The sequence below is a fragment of the Rufibacter sp. XAAS-G3-1 genome, assembly GCF_013623775.1.
Lineage (GTDB): Bacteria > Bacteroidota > Bacteroidia > Cytophagales > Hymenobacteraceae > Nibribacter.
Genome location: NZ_JABFAM010000013.1, coordinates 129,855 through 148,152, shown reverse-complemented (window position 1 = coordinate 148,152; position 18,298 = coordinate 129,855). Strand labels below are relative to the sequence as shown.

Sequence of the window (18,298 nt, the reverse complement as noted above, 5' to 3'; positions counted from 1 at the left end):
TCATTTTTACCCAGACAAACACACGAATGTATCCGTCTTCTTTTCCTGTCTTCCCATTCACTCAAAGAACTTCCCACTAACCTACCGTCAGTGACTGGCGAACCATCCTCGGTTCGTCCCCCTTCCCGCTGGAAGGGGCTGCAAAGGTAAGCGGAATCTTCCATCCCGCAAGCCTGAGCGGCTTTTTTCTCTCTTTTTTCTTATTTTTGTTAGCCTTGCCCGATTGGCTTAGCCTGTCTTCCGTGCTTCGCTTTAGAAGCGGGTGCAAAAGTAAGAACTTCCTTTCTCTTTGCAATACTTTTCAAAACTTTTTTTTCCTCCCCCTTCACTCTGTTAGTAGAAGAAACGCTCCGTTCACTTGGCGTTGGCCTTATTCCCGAACCGGGACGCAAAGGTAACAAGAAGCTTCCTTTTTACAAGCGGTAAATCGAAGTTTTTTTTTCCTCCTTTCTCGCTAACCCTGCCGGTCAGCGAGCCTCCTTTCGGAAGGGAGTGCAAAGGTAAGGAATCCTTTTTGCTTTGCAATAGATGAGGGAAACTTTTTTCTTTTCCCTTCTAAACTAGGTTGGTCTGGCATTATCCCCCTCCCCTGCCGGGCGGGCTGCAAAGGTAGGCATTGTTTGACGGTTTCCAAACCAGACCGGGTAAGTTTTCCTTTTAAGGGGCTTTGCAACCGCAGCCTAGATGGGAACCACCTTCAGGGCCAGGCAGTTCCAGATTTAGGAAATATTTCCCGCAAGGACTCCCTTTCGGAGCATTGATTAGGATCAACCTAGGCCGCCAGAAGTTCCGCCTGCCTAAAAAACAAAGGGAGGGAAGGCGGCTCCGCCTTCCCTCCCTTTGTTTTTTACCTTTCTGGTCAGTTATTCACTAATGTTACGCACAAGTGCTGGTGATGGTAGGTGGGTTTAGAGATTCGACAGTCTCGCGCCAGCAGATTCTAAACCAGTGAGGCCTTGGAGCCCCCACAAGTTTCTGCGTTTTAGGCTTGTTTTCAGCAAAACAGCCTCGAAACGCGTCACAAGAGCAGGGAAAAGGGAAATACTCTGCCTGGCTTGTTCCCTGCCAAGCCAATATCCCTGAGTGCAGGCTTAGACGCTTTTCCGCCGTCCTGTCAGGGGAAAGGACGGGGAAGGAGGTTTCCACGTTTTGGGTCTGTTTTCAGCAAAACAGACCCAAAATGCGTTAGTGGGGCTGCCCTCTCCGTGGGAGAAGGACAGGGAGTGAGATCTGCGCTTTCTGCGGAAGATCAGTTAGTGATAGTTTTTGATGTACACTCTGAACGTTGACCCCTCATTTAATTTGCTTTCTACGGCAACTTGTCCGCCAAGGGCTTCTGCTTGTGTCTTGACGAGATAGAGACCTAAGCCCCTGCCGGAGACATGGAAATGGAAACGTTTATACAGGCCGAATATGTTTTTGCCCTCTTTTTCTAAATTTATGCCTAAACCATTGTCAGATACTGAAAGGCAGAGCATCTCCTTCTGCTCCTGTAGTTCTGCTTTAATGGTGAGACAAAGGGGCCGGTCAGGAGATTTATACTTGACGGCGTTTGTCAGCAAATTACTGATGATGCTGCTAACGTAGCTTCTGATGGAGCCAATCTCCTGTATTCCGTTTAGTGCCAACGTTACTTTGTGAAAACTATCGGCCGGTAGAACCTGCAGGGCTTGTTCTATGATTTCTGGCAACAAGATTTTCTCTCTATCGGCCAAAACACCTGCCTGGAGACTTAGCATTTCATTCAGGTCTTTGATAATATTATCCAGGTTCTGGGCAGTCTGCTGCAGCCTTGTGGTGATGCCATCTTGAAGATCTTTGTTGTTTGCGGTGTGCAGCAAAGAGGTTAGCCCTAATATATTCGCCACCGGCGAACGCAGATTATGGGAGACGATGTAGGTATACTGCTCTAAGTGGCGGTTTCTGCGCAGAAGCTCCTCGGTAAGGGTAGCCCGCTCCTGCTCTGCCTTCTTTTGCTCTGTGATATCGGTTTCTATGACTATGAATTTCTTTCCACCTCCGTTTAGTTCATCTATGATAGGGGTCACATCCAGTTTAGACCAATACACCTCACCGGCCTTGCTACGGTTCTGCACCTCCTGCACAAACGGTTTATCATACACCAACTTCTGCCTGACCAGAGACACCCTGTCTGGATTGGTGTCTGGCCCCGCAAGTAAATCACCGGGTTTACGACCAATCACTTCTTTCAAGGTATAGCCTGTCACGCGGGTAAACCCGTCATTCACCCATTCAATGCGGGCTTCCTCATCTGTTATATAGACCGAATTCACCGTTTTGCTGGCCACCAGGGAAAGTTTATTGAGCTCTGCCTCTACTTTTTTGCGGGCATCAATTCCTTTGATGAAAACAGAAAGTCCTTCTTCAGAAGGATAGGCACTTAACTCTAGCCATTTATGCAGTAGATCTGAGTATACCTCAAAGTGAACAGGAAGCTGGAGGGCAATTGCTTTCTCAAGTTTTGGGTAGAACTGCCCGAATTGGTGGCGAGGATATACTGTTCTGATGTCTAACCCGGACAGTTCATGGGACTTTACGGCCATGTACTTCTCAAACTCGTGGTTCACATAAGTAAAACACCAGTTCTTGTCTAAGGTGAAGAAGGCATCTTTTATGCTTTCAAGAATGCTGTTCAGCCTGTTTGCCGTGTTCTTAAGGAGTTGCTGCTGTTTCCTGCTTTCCGTAATGTCTTTGGCAATGCCATGCAGCCCAACCAACTCTCCGTTGGCGATCACCGGAACCTTGGTGATTGCCACATGTCGTTTTTCGCCTTGCTTTGTGATAACCTGGGTCTCTGACGTAGACGGCTCCCCGGCCAAAGATTTCATGAAATAGTCGTTGGTTGTAGAAACCCAATCTGGGTGCAACAACTGCGTGAACTTCATCTGGAGTAACTCTTGCTGGGTATACCCGCTGCTGGCAATGGTGGCGGCATTCACAGAAGTGAAAAAGCCTTCCTTATTAATAGAGTAGACGCTGTCTGGATTGTTCTCAAAAAGTGCTTTGTACATCTTTTCACTACGCTCCAGTTGTTTCTGGGCTTCCAGCCGATCTGTGATGTCTCTGGAGTTGATGATAATGCCGTTGATGGCAGGGTGATGGAAACAGTTGACTCCTCTGGTTTCTAGCCAACGCCACTCTCCAGTTTTTGACTTAAACCGAAACGGTTGCGTTTTAACGTTCTCTCCCGCTAATACCATTCCAAAGGCACTTAATACATCAGGAATATCTTCTGGGTGAATAAAATCAAAAGCGGTTGAGCCCACCAGATCATTGGGTTCAAACCCAAGCACATGCCTAATGCTTCCGCTTACGAAGGAGTAAATGCCTTTTCTGTCAATAATGCAGACTATGTCTTGGCCTTCCTGCAGCAGCGTTTGCAGGCGATACTCCTTTTCACGGTCTTTGGCCTCCAACAAAACATCTTTGGAGATATCACGGGCAATACAATACATTTTGTTTGTCTCTCTTATATGAGACGTAGACCATGAAAAGTAAACAATGGAGCCATTTTTATGGAAGTACCGGTTCTTAAAATTAAGGGTAGATTCTTTCAATAAAACCTCAGAAGTATCTGCCTCCGTAGTGGCCATATCCTCTGGATGGATAAACGCACGGTAGTTTCTGCCAACCATTTCCGCTGGAGTGTACCCCAAAAGTGACTGGCAGGCCTGGTTTACCTGAAGCAGGCGTCCGTCTGGCGAAAAAGTACAGATAAGGTCTGCCGTAGAGTCCAGAAGCAGCTGTAAATCACGTACCGCAATCTCTAGTTCCTGCTGCTGTTTTTCAAGTTGCTGCTTGGCCTCTTTCTCGGCCCTCAGGTCACGTACATGCACACTGGCAAAAGTGGTACCGTCTGAGGCCGAAAAAGAGCGGGAACTCACCTCCACCGGTATTCTCGTTCCTGACCTGTGCATCAGGTTCACCTCGCCTTTATGATGCCCTGTCTCGCTTCTTGTTTTCAAAGCCACGGCCCATCGGTCATCTTCCAGATCTCTCAGCACATTTCTCCCGGTTTGCAGAATGTATGCTTCAGATTGGCCTACAAGCTGACAAAGCGCCTGATTCACATATACGATCTTTCCATTTGACTGCACCAGTAACATAGGCTCGTTACAATGATCAGCCAGGGCATGCATCAGTTCAAAGTTCACGTGTGGTGCAGTAGGTTCGGTTACCTTCACCGCTCTTGTCTGGTTCAAAAGAGTATGTATTTGCGCTCGTATAGGTTAATAGCCCAACCAGGGAAAAGTAGAGTAACGTACACTAAGACATGGTGATGCCGTAGAAAACGGCTTCTACAAAAATACGCTACATTTATATAATTCCAAGCAAACTACCCACAAACAAACCACAACCACATTTACGCTATAACTATTTTGACAATGAAGCTGTTTAGAGTTTTGCGCCTGTTTTTCTAAAAACATCCTAAAAACGGCGGTACAAGCGGATGCTTGCGGCAGTGTACAAATAACCGCCTCTTGTTTTCTGCCTGTTTTCATAAAAGTAGCCTAAAAACGATGGCGCTGGTTGACGCTTGCCCCAGAAGAATTGCTTTAGAGCATGTTTAAATTTCATCTTTGCGCTGCAAATTGCCATAAAAAGAACCTGCGTTCGCGGTTGAGTCGCCCCGTAGCGCTGCTACGCGGCTCAAAAAACCCTTCCGCAGAACCTTTCTCTGACTAGTTGAGCCAGCAAACCTGAAATTTAAACAAGCTCTTAAATGCCGGTTCATGAAAAGCTCTAAACAGGTTCAATAAAATCCAAAATACACCCCAAAAACACACGTATGGGCTCAGCCAAAGACTTTGTCTGTAGAAATACATGATTTCTTGTTTTATGGCTAGAATCATAAAAACAGCCTTAAAACAGAAGAGCCATCTAAAAAGATGGCTCTTCTGTTTTACATGAGATGCTTTGGTTTATTTACCCAGATCATATTTGCCATTGAATTTCTCATACAGATACTGCTGCTTATCTGTTAAGTTAAGCTTGCGGCCCTGGATAAAGGCGTGGCTGATTTTATTGGTGCGCATGTCCAGAATGTCGCCCTCAGAAACGACGAGGCTGGCGTCTTTGCCTACTTCCACTGAACCCACTTGCTTGTCTACTCCCAAGATTTTAGCCGCGTTCAAGGTGACGGAAGAGAGCGCCTGTTCTTTAGGCAACCCGAAGGCCACCGCAGTACCGGCAATGAAGGGCAGGTTGCGGGTACCGTGCAGGCTGGCGTTATAGTCCAGGCAGAAGAGAATACCTGCCTGCTGTAGAAGGCCTGGCATTTTGTACGGCAGGTACACATCATCACCGGCGCGGTCAGGGAGGGCGTGCACCCCTGAGTACACCACCGGAATGCTGTTCTCCTTCAGGAAATCAGCTACTACCAGCGCATCACCTCCGCCCACAATGACCAGGTTCTTCACCCCGGCTTTCTGCGCGAAGCGCACAGATTCCACAATCTCTTTCCCGTAATCGGTATGGATGAAAAGCTTTTTGGAACCATCAAACAGTCCTCCTAGAGAAGCCAGCTTCAAGTTTTGACGGTCGTTTTTCTGGTCTTTGTACACCTTGGCTTCGGCCAGCAATGCTTCCAGTTCCTGCAAGCCTGACTGCCGCGCCTGCCTACGCTGTACCACCTGCGGCGAATTGTCTGAAGACTGTGGCACCATGGCGGGCCAGCGCAGGTGTACGCCGCCATCTGCTTTCACCAGGGCATCTTCCCAGTTCCAGGCATCCAGCTGTACCACCGACGAGGAGCCGGAGATCATTCCTCCCACGGGAGTTACCTGCGCCAACAGAACGCCATTGGAGCGTAAGGTTGGGGTGATGTCTGAATCTGTGTTATAGGCAACTACGGAGCGAACATTGGGGTTGAACAAACCCACTTCCTGCTGGTCAAGCGTAGCCCGTACAGATTCTATCTCGGTTAACCCAATCTGGCTATTAGGCAGAATCATGCCCGGGTAGATGTGTTTGCCGCTCACGTTCACGGTTTCATAGGTTGTACCACCGGCGTTGAAGCCAGCCGCTGGGCCGGCATAGGTGATTTTACCGTCATTGAACGCGACGGTTGCCCCTTCCACTACCTGGCCGTTGCCTACGTGCAGGGTGGCTCCCGTGAGGGCGGTGGCTTTGGTTTGCTTAGCGGCGGGCACTGGTACCTGCGCCCAGGCGGCAGAGGTGCTCACAAATAAGGCTGCTGCCAGCAGAAGACGATGCTGCATGTTTTTAGGGGTAAGGTTTACCACGGTATTCTTTATCGTTTGCATAGGGTGGTCTCCTTATTTTTGTGTATACTCAGATTCCTGAAAGGTTTCCTCGGTGCCGGTGTCCAGATCTTCGCAGTGTAAAACGGCAGCACCTCTGCGGCGGGCCGGAGCTGGTGACTGGGTTTTCTCTCCGCGGGCTTTGGCGGCCAGCATTTTGTTGATGAGGCGCAGGCGCTCTTTCTCCTGCTCTTCCTGCAATTGCTGGTCTTGCTCCAGGTCAAAGTAAGCGATGCCATCCACAAAAGTCTTTTCTGGGCGGGCGTAGATAGACAGCGGATGCTCATTCCAGATCACCACGTCAGCGTCTTTTCCGGCTTTGAGGCTTCCTACTTTGTCATCCAGGTGCAGCAGTTTAGCGGGGTTCAAGGTCACCATTTTCAGGGCGTCTTCCTCAGAAACTCCCCCGTACTTCATGGTTTTAGCCGCTTCCTGGTTTAGACGCCGGGCCATCTCGGCATCATCTGAGTTGATGGCAGTTACTACGCCCACATTGTGCATGATAGCGGCATTGTATGGAATAGCGTCTTTCACCTCCACTTTGTAGGCCCACCAGTCAGAGAAGGTAGAAGCGCCAATATTGCGTTCCTTCATCTTATCGGCTACTTTATAGCCTTCCAGAATGTGGGTGAAAGTGTTTACCCGGAAACCCATTTGGTCGGCCACTTTCATGAGCATGTTGATCTCAGACTGCACGTAAGAATGGCAGGTGATGAAGCGTTCGTCCTTCAGGATCTGGGACAAGGTCTCCAGTTCCAGGTCGCGGCGCGGGGCAGCGGTTTTGGCCTGTTTTGACTTGGACAGCTTGTTGTACTCGGCCCAGGCGTTCTGGTATTCTTTGGCGCGTTGGAACGCGTCTACCATTACCTGCTCCACGCCCATGCGGGTCTGCGGAAAACGCACATTGTACTGCGGCGAGCGGTTAGAATGCTTCACGTTCTCGCCCAGGGCGAATTTGATGAACGGATCTGCCCCTTCAAACATCAGCTTCTCGGGAGCCTGTCCCCAACGCAATTTGATAATGGCCGACTGGCCCCCGATGGGGTTTGCCGAACCGTGCAACAGTTGGGAAGTGGTCACCCCACCCGCTAACTGACGGTAGATGTTCACCTGCTCGTGGTTCACCACATCGGCCATGCGTACCTCAGCGGTCACCGCCTGGGTGCCTTCGTTCACGCCGTCCAGGGCAATGTGCGAATGCTCGTCAATAATGCCCGGAGTTACGTGTTTGCCGGCTCCGTCAATGACTTTGGCCCCGTTGGCCGAAAGGTTTTTACCTACCTGGGCAATCTTGCCGTTCTTCAGCAGCACATCGGCATTTTGCAGTTTGCCTTCTTTCTCGTTTGTCCAGACGGTGGCATTCTTGATAAGCACGGTTTCAGCTTTAGGCAACTCGGTTCTCCCGAAAGCAGCGAAGGGGAACGTCAATTTGCCCAGGTTCAGCGCCTCATTGGAGCGGGAACGGGCGGTGTCGCGTCTGGCTTGCTGGGTGGCGGCTTCAGAGAGCATGGCCGTCCATTTCACGGTTTGGGCATCGGCTAACTGCGCTTCGCCCTGAAAACCTTTCCCGGTGTACCAGCCACTCAACCTGATGCTTTCTTTTGCGTTTTTAGCCGGGGCAAAGGCCATGGTCAATAATTCACCGCTTAAAGAAAGGCTGCCTTTGATGGTGTCTGTAGAAACCACTTTCAGCTCGGGCTTCTCTGGCGTACCACTAATAAGCATGCGGCGCTCAGGCTGGGAACCCACTCTCAGCGTGTACACCCCCCGGAAATCGGCGGGGGTTTCACTGATTTTGTAGCCTTGCCCTTGCACCCAGTTCTCCAGAAGCATGGTAGTGGGCGCAAACAAATCACCCGAGGCCACCACGAAGTTGGCCTGCATGCCTTCGCGCAGGGTGCCTACGTGTTTTTCGGCTTTCAGTAACTTGGCGGGGGTAAACGTAAGGGCTTTCAGGGCCTCCTGCTCAGACAAACCATAGAGAACGGCTTTTCTAACGTTGGGCAGAAACTTGCTTTTATCCCGAAGGTCAGCAGAAGTGAAAGCGATGGTCACGCCTTCTTTCGCCAGCATAGCCGGGTTGGCCGGGGCCATTTCCCAGTGCTTCATGTCCTCTATGTTCAGGCGGCGGGCCTCATAGGGGTCGTCTACATTGTAAGGATCTGGGAAGTTCACGTTCAGGATATAAGCCGCCTTGGTGGCTTTGATCTGCGGCAACATCTGGTACTCATCACCCAAGCCTTTGAAGATGTATTGATGCCCGAACTCATCACCCACTTTATCGGCCCTAACCGCATTGAGTTTGTTGCTTACCTCAAAGATTTGCGGTAGATGGTTGGCCTGGGTGAAAGCTTTTAGAGAGATGTTCTGCTCTTTGTCCTGGTTTTTGGCATTCCACTGGGCATCCAGGTAGGTCTGGCGCAGCAAGGCAACGGAGCCCATGAGGGAATTAGGATACTCCTGGGTAGAAGAGCCTTTGTCTAGCGACAAGGCGGCGGCGGCTTTATCCAGTAAAATGACTTGGTTTTCTTTTTTGTCTGCCAGGGAAACCAAAGAGGCGGTTCCGCGGGAGATGCCATCCTGATGGATGGTTAACACCGCGCCAAATCCCATCTTGCGCAATTCTTCGGCTGCTTTGGCGTCTACCTTGAACAGCTCTACCGCGTTGGTCTCTGGTCTGATGGCCTGGTTCCAGTTGTAGGCTCCTTCTTTTTTGGACTCGGCCTGCGGAGCGCTGTTGAAGCTGAAGGTTCTGGGCGGCACGGCCGGAACGCCGTAACTGGTAAACGGATCTACAAAGCCGGGGTACACGGTTTTGCCTTTCAGGTCGGTGACCATCGCCCCTTGGGGCACCGTCACTTTGGTGCCTACGGCGATGACTTTGCCATCTTTGATCACGAGCGTGGCGTTCTCCAGTTTGGTCTGGTAGTCCACGAAGATGGTGGCGTTGGTGAAGGCCCGGAGCCCGGAGCGTTCATCGTACACCCCATTGCGCGGAAACGTCTCCTGTGCCCGGCTCTGCAGCGACAAGGCCGCCACCGCCAACACGGAGAGAATTACTTTTTTCATGGGAGCTTGCAGTATGGTTTGTAAGGGAAAGAAGTTGGATTAGAAGAGGAAATGTAACAAAATCCTGGGCCTTATGAAAGAACGAAGGGCACTTTGTACGTTTTAGGCCTTCTTTTCTGAAAACAGCCCCTAAACGGAAATGGAATTTCAACAAAAAAGCCCAGTCTGTTTCCAGACCGGGCTTTTTTGTGGTAGGATACCTAAACGGTTATTCCAGGTCTGCGTTCTCTTTGCGCAGAACGCTGTGCTTTTTACCGTAGAGAAAGTAGATCGCGACCCCAATGGCCATCCAGACCAATAACCGGTACCAGGTCTCGGCGGGCAGACCCGCCATCATGCCCAAGCACGTCAGAATACCCAGAATGGGCACCAACGGCACAAACGGTGTTTTGAACGGACGCGGACGGTTAGGCTCTTTCACGCGCAGGTACCAAACCCCGGCACACACGATCACGAACGCCAGCAAAGTCCCGATGGACACCAAGTGCCCCAGTTCATCCACGGAGAAAGCGCCGGCCACCACGGCACAGATGGCTCCGGTTAAGATGGTGCTTACGTGCGGGGTCTTGAACTTAGGGTGCAGCCTGCCGAAGATAGGAGGCAGCAGACCGTCTTTGGACATGGTGTAGAAAATACGCGGCTGGGACATGAGCATCACCAGCATCACCGAAGAAAGACCCGCGATGGCCCCGATCTTGATCAAGTCACGCAGGAACGTATAGCCCGTTTTCTCAATTCCCACCGCAATTGGCTCGGCTACGTTCAGTTGGCTGTAGTGCACCATGGCGGTCAGGATACCAGACACCAGGATGTACAGCACCGTACAGATGACCAAAGAACCCAAGATCCCGATGGGCATGTCTTTCTGCGGATTCTTCGCCTCCTGGGCCGTGGTGGAAACGGCGTCAAACCCGATGTAGGCGAAGAAGATCACCCCGGCCGCCCGGATCACCCCGCTCCAGCCGTACTCGCCAAACCCGCCTTTGTTCTCAGGCAGGAAGGGTGTCCAGTTAGCGGCAGCTTCTGCCTGGTTCCCGAAAATCCAGTTCAGGCCGGCCATGATGAACAAGATCACCACGCCTACTTTAATGATCACGGCAATGTTGTTGAATTTGGCAGACTCGCTCATGCCGCGCACCAGCAGAATAGTCACCAACAAAATGGCCGTGGCGGCCACCAGGTTGAAGATCCCGGTAGTCTGCTGCAGCGTGGCAATGTCATGCCCTTTCTCTGCCAGCGTAGCCAATAATTGCTCTGAGGAACGCACCCAGGTGTTGGTTTCGGGGTCAAGGACAAGCTCCACGCCCGAGGCGCTGGACCATTCCACCGGGATATTCACGCCGAAGTCGCGCAGGAAGGAAACCACGTAACCAGACCAGCCCACGGCCACGGTGGCCGCCCCAAAGAGGTATTCCAGAATCAAATCCCAGCCAATGATCCAGGCCACAAACTCGCCCAGGGTGGCATAGCCGTAGGTGTAGGCAGAACCGGCAATAGGAATCATGGAGGCGAACTCTGCGTAGCAAAGACCCGCGAAGGCGCAGCCTAAACCGGCCAGAATAAAGGCCAAGACAATGGCTGGGCCCGTGTACTGAGCGGCCGCACTCCCCGTTAACACGAAAATACCGGTACCAATGATGGCACCTACCCCCAGCGCAATGAGGTTGACCGGCCCTAAGGTTCGTTTCAGGTTGTGCGCCCCTTCACTAAAGGCGTCTGCGCTAAGCTTGTCAATGGACTTCCTAGCGAAAAGTTGGTTTGCCATAAATTGCGTAAAAGTTAGGGAATAGTTTGTTTGTTGTTCGTTTGTAAAAGGCTTGAAGGGGCTAATATAATTACTTTTCGCAAGAAGCCATACGGCAGAAGCTTTTTAGAAAGGTTGCGCTTAGGGGCAAAGCATGCGCTTTTAGGGCTGTTTTGGGCAAAACAGCCCTAAAACGAAGACCCCTGTATCTAGTGGCAACAGGAAGAGCCGTTGGCTTCTGGCACAGGCAACAAGCTCTCTAGTAAACAAATAAGCCTAAAATTTACCAGAAGAAACATATAGCCATTATCTTCCATTACTCCTCTATGCCCCTATAGTTGGATGGACAGGCCGCCGTTGATTAAACCCTGGAAACCGAAGCCAAACTCAGCGTACCCAGCCACCCGTTTTCCAGATCTCACCCCAACCGCCGTTATCTGGAAGGCCAAGCCTCTATATGTATCGTTTTGCAGCCCCCACTAATTGACCATTCTTCTGTTTTTCTATATCCCCAACCCTGCGCATACCCAGAATAAACCTGTATTTTTTCAGAGTTCTTCCAGTTTACATTGATAAAGGGCAGGACACTGTAATAGTTCGTTGTCTTCCTTGCGATCACTTTGTCGTCATCAGGAGAGGGCGGCTGGCCAGGGCTGGTTGCATAGCGGCCCTCATCTTTTACCCTGGCTTTACTTGCCACCAGTCCCACCTCCAGTTTACGGCTGATGGCATAACTGACACCGGCCTGCCATGGGAATATTGATTTTCTGTTTGCTTCCAAATGCGGCTCCCTGTTTTAGCGGCGTTTTCCTGAAAAGAAGCCTGAATCAAAGGGGGCCCTTGTCTGTAAGTTTCGGGGGCTTTCGTATCTTCGGGCATCATATCTACAGAGAAGCGAGAGACAACGGCATGATACGGGTTTTACACACAGCAGACTGGCATTTAGGGCAGCGTTTGGCCAACCAGGAACGAACCGAAGAACACCGTGCCTTTCTTCACTGGCTCTGCCAAACCATCTGTGACCAGAAAATTGACCTGCTCCTCATTGCCGGCGATGTGTTTGACACCGGTTTCCCCTCCAACACGGCCCTCAAACTCTATTATGACTTCCTGCGCCAGGTAAAAGGAACCTGCTGCCGCGACCTGGTGATCATTGGCGGCAACCATGACTCGGTCTCCACCCTCAACGCCCCCGCCGAACTCCTGCGCCATTTCAACGTGCACGTGGTAGGCGGTGCGCCCGCCAATGCCCAAGACCAGGTCATTGTCCTGACGGACGACGCCGGGCAACCCCAGGCGGTGGTGTGTGCCGTTCCGTTCCTCCGCGACAAAGACGTGCGCCTCTCGGTGCCTGGCGAAACCGGCGAACAACGGGAGGCTCGCCTAAAGCAAGGCATCTGCGACCATTACAACCAGTTTGTTCCCCTTGTAAAAGAGTTCAAGCAGCAGGGAATTCCCGTGCTGGCCACCGGGCATTTGTTTGCCGCCGGCGGAAGCGCCTCAGACAGCGAAAAGGAAATACACGTGGGCAACCTGGGCCAGATCTGCGGCGATCAGTTCCCTCCCGAGTTTGACTACGTGGCCTTGGGGCACCTGCACCGGCCCCAGGTGGTGCACCAACTCCCGCACATCCGGTACAGCGGCTCGCCCATTCCGCTGAGTTTTTCTGAGATCACCGATAAAAAGCAACTCGTCATCCTTGATTTCGAAGCCGGAAAACTCACCAACATCCACGAAGTGGCCATCCCGTGCTGGCGCAAGCTGGTTCGGTTCAAAGGCACCATTGACCAAGTGCTGCCCAAAGTGATAGCCTATGACAACGCCGACCTACCTTTTCTGGCCTGGGCCGAAGTGCAGCTCCAGTACGAACACAACCTGCATGACCACACCGCCAAACTGCACGAAGCGTTCCGGCTGCAGCAACACGTACAACTGCTCATCCATCGGCCGCAGCGCACCATTGACAGCCAAAGCCTGGACCAGCAACTACCGCCTGACCAAGACTTGGCAGACCTGAAACCCAAAGACGTGTTCCTGAAAAAGTGCGAAGAAGCCCTGCAAACCGACAGCTACCAATCGCTGCTCTCCACCTTTGACGAACTCCTGGAACTCATGCCGCAACTACAGGAAGAACCCCTGGCCCCTTTTCCTACCCAGGAGAAAGTGCTGGAGCAGTAGATTGCCGTTTTCGGCCTACTTTTCAGAAAACAAGCTTTAAACCCAAGCACCCGCTTCTGTTTCTGACAAACTCACCGGCGAGTGAATGGCTCCATCTATTGTTTTTAGAGCTTGTTTAAATTTGTGGTTTGCCAGCGAAAATGGCTAGAGAAAGGTTCTGCGAAAGCGTTTTTTGAGCAGCGTAGCAGCGCTACGGTGCGAGAAAAAGGCGAACGCAGGTTCTTTCTATGGCCGTTTGCAGCGCAAAGATGAAATTTAAACAAGCTTTTAAGCAGATTTCGAGAAAACAGCCAGAAAACAGATCGTCTATTCTGCTCATATATCTTATATAAAGAAATAGGCAATTAGTTTAATAATGAACCTATACCTGTTGCCTGAAGCTTTCGCCTTATGGAAGTCTTAAACTACTCTACCTATTGGGTTCAAAGTGAAATCATGACCCAGAGCACGAAACGGTAAAAAGAAAAGCAAGAAAATCTTTAAATAACATGTTCAAGTTTTTAACTTGGACTTACCATGCTCTGGAGTTTGAAACTTCAGGACGGCTGATGCATCCTGGATTTAAATAAAAGTAGGAGAAGAAGACCTAATTCACGGAACTTTATAGAATAAACCTATCAAAATATAGTTATTATTGATTTGATAGATAAAAACAAACACGGCACCTTTGGGGTATACTTTTAGAAGAAGTAAGCAAAGAGCAGCTAGGTAGCTCTTTTTGCTGCTGCCACTTAGGAGTAGGAATGACACGCATAATTGCTGAACCTCCTGGAGAGGGAAGCGTTACTATATTTATCATCCTAAAGCCCATTCATCTATGGAAAACGAGCAAAATCAAGCAAACGGTCAGGCCGGAGGCAATGGTCAGGAAAGCCAGAACCTCACCACGCGCCAAGGCCATCCGGTGACGGACAACCAAAACATTAGAACGGTAGGCAACCGGGGCCCTGCTACGCTGGAGAACTACCATTTCATTGAGAAAATCAGTCACTTTGACCGCGAGCGCATTCCTGAACGGGTAGTACACGCCCGCGGAGCCGGCGCCCACGGCGTGTTTGAAGCCTACGGAAAAGTAGGTGATGAGTCGGTTGCCAAATACACCCGCGCCAAGTTGTTCCAGGAAAAAGGCAAGCAGACGCCGGTGTTCGTGCGTTTCTCTACCGTAGGCCACGGCGGGCATTCGCCAGAGACGTTGCGTGACCCACGCGGTTTTGCCGTGAAATTCTACACCGAAGACGGAAACTGGGATTTAGTAGGAAACAACCTGAAGATCTTTTTCATTAGGGATGCCATGAAATTCCCAGATCTGATTCACTCGCAGAAACCAGATCCGGTGACCAACATCCAGAGCGGCGAGCGCATCTTTGACTTTATCGCCAACACCCCAGAATCAACGCACATGGCTACGTTCCTGTTCTCGCCATGGGGTATTCCGGCCAACTACCGCCAAATGCAAGGCTCCGGCGTAAACACCTACAAATGGGTGAACGCCAATGGCGAAGCAGTTCTGATTAAGTACCACTGGGAGCCGCTGCAAGGCATCCGCAACCTAACGCAAGGCGAGGCCCAGGAAATCCAGGGCAAAAACTTCAACCACGCCACCCAAGATCTGTTTGAGGCCATCAAAGAAGGAAACTTCCCTGAGTGGGAGCTTTGCGTGCAGATCATGAGCGATGACGAGCACCCAGAACTGGACTTCGACCCGTTAGATGATACCAAGCTGTGGCCAAAGGAGCAGTTCCCTTTCCTGCCCGTCGGGAAAATGACCCTGAACCGCAACCCGGTTGATTATTTCAATGAGGTAGAGCAGTCGGCGTTTGGTACCGGCGTACTGGTAGACGGCCTGGAGTTCTCAGATGACAAAATGTTGCAGGGACGCACCTTCTCTTACTCAGACACCCAACGTTACCGGGTGGGCGCCAACTACCTGCAATTGCCCATCAACGCGCCTAAGACCAGAGTGGCCACCAACCAGAGAGGCGGGCAAATGTCCTTCCATTCCGATTTCGGCAACGGCCAGAACCCGCACGTCAACTATGAGCCTTCAACCTTAGGAAACATCCAGGAAGCGCCCCAAGTAGGAAAAGAGTACATGCCCCGCTATGAAGCCAATCTGGTACGTCAGAAGATTGACCGCACCAATGACTTCAAGCAAGCCGGTGAAACCTACCGCAACTTTGAAGACTGGGAGAAAGATGATTTGATCACCAACCTGGTCAATACCCTGGCTACCGCCGATAAGCGTATTCAGGACAAGATGATTGAGCACTTTACCCTGGCCGATGAAGATTACGGCCGGAGAGTAGCCGAAGGCTTGGCGCAAACCACCAAGTCTCAGGATGACAAAGGCCCAAGCGGCGCTATTTCTCCACAAGAGGGCGTTCAGCAAGCAAAGGATGTCTCGCATGAGGCTGATCCTTATTAATCTCGTTTTTTGATTTACAGGCAAGAAATGCCACCTCATTGGGGTGGCATTTCTGTTTCTTGGGCAATTTTGCCAATAAAACAGAAAACTGGCGACCTCCCCTTATTCCGCATTCCCGGGTTCTTTAAAGCGCGCGGCCTACATTACCTAGTTTCTGCTTATTTTGTGAATAGAAGCACAGAAACCCAGTAAACCTCCTACCTTCCTTATGCAAAAAGAAGATCTTATTGCCACTAAAAATAGAATCACGCCTTTCATTCACCGCACCCCGGTGCTCACTTCGCGTTTGCTCAATGACATTGCCGGAGCAGAACTGTTCTTCAAGTGTGAGAATTTTCAGCGGATGGGGGCCTTTAAGATGCGGGGGGCGGTGAACGCGGTGCTGCAACTTTCTGAGGAGCAGAAAATGCGCGGCGTGGTCACGCATTCGTCGGGTAACTTCGCGCAGGCGTTGGCTCTGGCGGCCCAAAGCATAGGCGTGAAAGCGTACATTGTCATGCCTGAGAATGCGCCGCAGGTGAAAAAAGACGCGGTGCGAGGGTACGGCGGCCAAATCATTGAGTGCGCCTCCTCCCCCATCGCCCGTGAGGAAGTGGCCGCGCAGGTAGAAAAAGAAACGGGCGCGTTCTTCATCCATCCGTCCAATGACCGAGACGTGATTTTAGGCCAGGGCACCGCCGCAATGGAACTGCTGGAAGACCATCCCGATTTACGTTTTCTTTTTTCGCCCGTGGGCGGAGGTGGTCTGATTGGAGGCACGGCGTTAGCGGCCCATTTCTTCGGGAACAATTGCCAGGTAATTGGCGGAGAACCTTTTGAAGCCGATGACGCCTACCGCTCGCTGCTAAGCGGGCAGATAGAAACCAATGACAGCACCAACACCCTGGCCGATGGCCTCAGAACCCAGCTGGGCGACATCAACTTCCCCATCATCCAGCACTATGTGGAGAAGATCATCAGGGTAGAGGAAACGGAAATCACCGCCGCCATGCGGCTTATTTGGGAACGCATGAAAATTATTGTGGAACCCTCCAGTGCCGTTGCTTTGGCCGCTTTTTTACGAAACAAGGCTGAATACGCCGGCCAGAAAGTGGGCGTGATTCTATCGGGCGGAAATATTGACGTCAACCACCTTCCGTTTTAGGTCTGTTTTTGAAAAAACAGACCTAAAACGGAGAAACTGCTTTGGGCCGATAACAGCAGAAAGCAGAGTTTATGGGAGAACAGCACCTGAAAGCCAGCCCATTAGCCCCAGCAGGCAAAAGAACCCAGAAAGCAACCATATCCTACCATCGTTCTTCTCGTATCGTTAAGTTCATACCTCATTATCTGTACCATTAACTCTAAGACTATGATAGAAACCAAGGGATACGCTGCTTTTGACACAGACTCACCGTTAGCGCCCTTCAACTTTGAACGCCGTGATGTAGGCCCGCATGATGTATTAATTGAAATCCTGTTTTGCGGAGTCTGCCACTCAGACTTGCATACCGCCAAAGGCGAATGGGGCGGGGCCCTGTATCCGGTAGTTCCGGGGCACGAGATTGTGGGCCGTATTGTGCGGGTGGGCGAGCACGTAAAGAAATTCAGGGAGGGCGAAATGGCGGGCGTTGGCTGTATGGTAGGCTCCTGCCAATCTTGCCCCAGCTGCAACGACGGCCTGGAACAATACTGCGAGCAAGGTTTCATTGGCACGTACAACAGCCCTGAACCGGGGTTAGAAACCCCAACCTACGGGGGCTACTCCAATCAAATAGTAGTGTCTGAAGACTTCGTGCTGAGAATACAGGAAGGCCAGGATTTGGCACGGGTGGCTCCTTTGCTGTGCGCCGGAATTACCACGTTCTCTCCCCTGCGCCACTGGGGCGTGGGCGAAGGCCACAAAGTGGGCGTGGTAGGCTTGGGCGGACTAGGCCACATGGCGGTGAAATTGGCTGCGTCCATGGGCGCCGAAGTAACCGTTCTCTCCACTTCGCCCAACAAGGAAGCTGATGCCCAGGCGTTGGGAGCGCACAAGTTTGTGGTCACCAAAGACCCCGAGGCGCTCAAGCAGGTAAGCAATTATTTTGACTTTATCATCAACACCGTATCGGCGAAGGTAAGTCTGGGCATGTACGCCAGCTTGCTGCGCCGCGATGGTACCATGATTCTGCTGGGCGTTCCGCCCGAAGCTCCTGAGCTGCACGCCGGCATCCTTATCTCCGGCCGCCGCCGCATTGCCGGCTCCCTCATTGGCGGCATTGCCGAAACCCAGGAAATGCTGGATTACTGTGCCCAGCACAACATTCTCTCTGACATTGAGGTCATCAACATCAACCAGATCAACACGGCTTATGACCGTATGCTGGCCGGTGACGTGAAATACCGTTTTGTGATTGACATGGCAAGCCTGGAAAATACCAGTGCCTAACTCAAACTGCCTTAAAACAGGAGAGCCAGCCTTGACCGGGCTGGCTCTCCTGTTTTAAGGCAGTATTTCGCAAAATAGCCCTAAAACGAGGATTTGTATTCTTATAGGTTCCTTTTTAACCTCTGCCTGGAACTGGCTTCTTTAGGGAGATGGGTAGGGCACGGAATATGCTGTTCCCTTGGCTTTTC

The 18,298-nt window shown here is 51.3% G+C and carries 9 protein-coding genes; 4 read left to right on the top strand and 5 right to left on the bottom strand.

Annotated features, from left to right (window positions below; all coding sequences use genetic code 11):
- Positions 1–1,253: 1,253 nt before the first annotated feature.
- From HHO50_RS15680 to HHO50_RS15660, 5 genes are all read right to left on the bottom strand, one after another.
- On the bottom strand, positions 1,254–4,223 hold the full coding sequence (locus tag HHO50_RS15680; RefSeq protein WP_181307157.1) for a PAS domain-containing sensor histidine kinase: 2,970 nt from the start codon (positions 4,221–4,223) through the stop codon (positions 1,254–1,256).
- 720 nt (positions 4,224–4,943) lie between these two features.
- A complete protein-coding gene (locus HHO50_RS15675; RefSeq protein ID WP_255478771.1) occupies positions 4,944–6,287 on the bottom strand; it encodes an amidohydrolase family protein in 1,344 nt (447 codons plus the stop codon).
- Between the two features lie 12 nt (positions 6,288–6,299).
- Complete coding sequence (locus HHO50_RS15670; RefSeq protein WP_181307155.1) at positions 6,300–9,353, bottom strand: amidohydrolase family protein; 3,054 nt, start codon at positions 9,351–9,353, stop codon at positions 6,300–6,302.
- Between the two features lie 208 nt (positions 9,354–9,561).
- Positions 9,562–11,118 carry an amino acid permease gene (locus tag HHO50_RS15665; RefSeq protein ID WP_181307153.1) on the bottom strand — a complete coding sequence of 519 codons (1,557 nt, stop codon included), beginning with the start codon at positions 11,116–11,118 and terminating at the stop codon, positions 9,562–9,564.
- A gap of 412 nt (positions 11,119–11,530) precedes the next feature.
- Complete coding sequence (locus HHO50_RS15660) at positions 11,531–11,878, bottom strand: hypothetical protein (protein ID WP_181307151.1); 348 nt, start codon at positions 11,876–11,878, stop codon at positions 11,531–11,533.
- A 128-nt stretch (positions 11,879–12,006) separates the two neighbouring features.
- On the opposite strand from HHO50_RS15660, the gene sbcD reads away from it, so the two are divergent.
- From sbcD to HHO50_RS15640, 4 genes are all read left to right on the top strand, one after another.
- Positions 12,007–13,275, top strand: a complete 1,269-nt coding sequence (gene sbcD / locus HHO50_RS15655; protein WP_219921561.1) for an exonuclease subunit SbcD — start codon at positions 12,007–12,009, stop codon at positions 13,273–13,275.
- Positions 13,276–14,092: 817 nt separating this feature from the next.
- Positions 14,093–15,700 (top strand): catalase, encoded by a 1,608-nt coding sequence (locus HHO50_RS15650; protein WP_181307149.1) that lies wholly within the window; start codon positions 14,093–14,095, stop codon positions 15,698–15,700.
- A 208-nt stretch (positions 15,701–15,908) separates the two neighbouring features.
- Entirely contained in the window at positions 15,909–16,844 is a 936-nt protein-coding gene (locus tag HHO50_RS15645; protein ID WP_181307147.1) for a pyridoxal-phosphate dependent enzyme, read from the top strand.
- A gap of 207 nt (positions 16,845–17,051) precedes the next feature.
- Positions 17,052–18,110: an NAD(P)-dependent alcohol dehydrogenase gene (locus HHO50_RS15640; protein WP_181307145.1), complete on the top strand. Its 1,059-nt coding sequence runs from the start codon at positions 17,052–17,054 to the stop codon at positions 18,108–18,110.
- Positions 18,111–18,298: the final 188 nt, after the last annotated feature.

Excerpts from the sequence above, each read along its gene's own strand:
- HHO50_RS15665 (WP_181307153.1), bottom strand. The coding sequence starts at position 11,118 with ATGGCAAACCAACTTTTCGCTAGGAAGTCCATTGACAAGCTTAGCGCA.
- HHO50_RS15675 (WP_255478771.1), bottom strand. The coding sequence starts at position 6,287 with ATGCAAACGATAAAGAATACCGTGGTAAACCTTACCCCTAAAAACATG.
- HHO50_RS15670 (WP_181307155.1), bottom strand. The coding sequence starts at position 9,353 with ATGAAAAAAGTAATTCTCTCCGTGTTGGCGGTGGCGGCCTTGTCGCTG.
- HHO50_RS15650 (WP_181307149.1), top strand. The coding sequence starts at position 14,093 with ATGGAAAACGAGCAAAATCAAGCAAACGGTCAGGCCGGAGGCAATGGT.
- sbcD (WP_219921561.1), top strand. The coding sequence starts at position 12,007 with ATGATACGGGTTTTACACACAGCAGACTGGCATTTAGGGCAGCGTTTG.
- HHO50_RS15640 (WP_181307145.1), top strand. The coding sequence starts at position 17,052 with ATGATAGAAACCAAGGGATACGCTGCTTTTGACACAGACTCACCGTTA.
- HHO50_RS15645 (WP_181307147.1), top strand. The coding sequence starts at position 15,909 with ATGCAAAAAGAAGATCTTATTGCCACTAAAAATAGAATCACGCCTTTC.